The organism is Synechococcus sp. R6-7 (assembly GCF_047461695.1).
Taxonomy (GTDB): Bacteria; Cyanobacteriota; Cyanobacteriia; order Thermostichales; family Thermostichaceae; genus Thermostichus.
Window position 1 is genome coordinate 1 of sequence record NZ_JANSHS010000542.1, and the last position, 1380, is coordinate 1380.

The 1380-nt window shown below is 58.6% G+C and carries 2 protein-coding genes; both read right to left on the bottom strand.

The features are described 5' to 3' along the window. A partial coding sequence (locus tag NW815_RS13940; protein ID WP_414416147.1) for an IS630 transposase-related protein occupies nucleotides 1-228 on the bottom strand: 228 nt, incomplete at its 3' end. A 166-nt stretch (nucleotides 229-394) separates the two neighbouring features. Then, the coding region (locus NW815_RS13945; RefSeq protein WP_414416148.1) for a cryptochrome/photolyase family protein at nucleotides 395-1380 on the bottom strand (986 nt) is incomplete at its 5' end.

Sequence of the window (1380 nt, forward strand, 5' to 3'; positions counted from 1 at the left end):
TCTATCCTTCAGTCGAGCTTCTGGGTACTGTTCTACGTCTTGCTGCAGAGCGACCAAGTCTATCTTTCGCTTCCGAGTCTTGACTTTTGTCGGCCTCAGGTCTTCTCGGTTCAGCCAGCGATAAACCGTTGCACGACTGACTTTGTACATCTGTGCAGCTGCAGTGGGGCTGCCCCCTTCCTGGACATACCCTACGACTCTCTCTCTCAGGTCTAAGCTATAGGTCATGAAGCTTCCTCCCGAGGTCTACCCCCACGTCATCTTGCCTTTAACACCGTCTCATTGTCAACTGAATTGACTACAACTACACAGACCTGCTTTGTGGTCATTTCAAATGGCACCTGTCTTGCCTTTTGTCTGCCGTCGTCGAGAGAGGGGGCAGCGGCACAGAGGACTAGGAAGGAGGGGGGAGACCGTCTCGAACAGACCTAGAGTAGGCCTGCTGCACCGCCTGGTAGCGCCGTTTGAACGCCTGCTGCTGCACCTTGTGATCCACAATGGGATCCGGATAGCCACAACTTCGCCGTTCCCGCAAAGCCCAGGCTCCCTTGGGGTCATCTCCCACCCACAGCAGAGCCGGCGTATCCAGCCGTGCCAGCTCCGGCAGATAGCGACGGATGTACTCTCCTTCCGGGTCATAGCGGGCTGCTTGCGTGGCCGGGTTGAAGATGCGCAGGGGCTTGGGATCCGTGCCCACACCGGCGCTCCACTGCCAACCGCCGTTATTGGCCGCCAGATCCCCATCCACCAACTTTTGCATAAAGTAGCGTTCCCCCCAGCGCCAATCGATAAGCAGATCCTTGGTCAGGAAGCTGGCCACAATCATGCGGCAGCGGTTGTGCATCCAGCCAGTTTCGTTCAGTTGGCGCATGGCCGCATCCACAATGGGGTATCCCGTCTGACCGGTGCACCAGGCCTGAAACCAGTCCTGCCGATTGTCCCACTCCAGTGCATCAAAGGCTCGTCGATAGGCTCCGGTTTCCACGTGGGGCCAGTGGGCCAAGACATGCTTGTAAAACTCTCGCCAGCACAGCTCCTGCCGCCAAGTTTGCAAGCTGCTTTCGGCTTCTTCGCTGCGCACCTCGGCTTCCACCTCCCGCGTGGCTTGCCACACCTGGCGAATGCCGATCGTTCCCCAGCACAAGTGGGGGCTCAGTAGAGAAGTGCCCGGCTCAGCCGGGAAGTTGCGGGCTCGCTCGTAGTCCAAAATGCGCAAACCCTGACAAAAGTCTTCCAAAAGGGCTTGAGCCGCTGCTTCCCCCGCTGCTGGGATCCGCTGGTCGCAGACAAAGCCCAAATCTGCCAAAGTCGGTAGAGGCTGCGCTTTTAGTCCCGATACCGGCTGCAGACCCTCGGGGGTTGGGTAGGGATCCCGCTTGG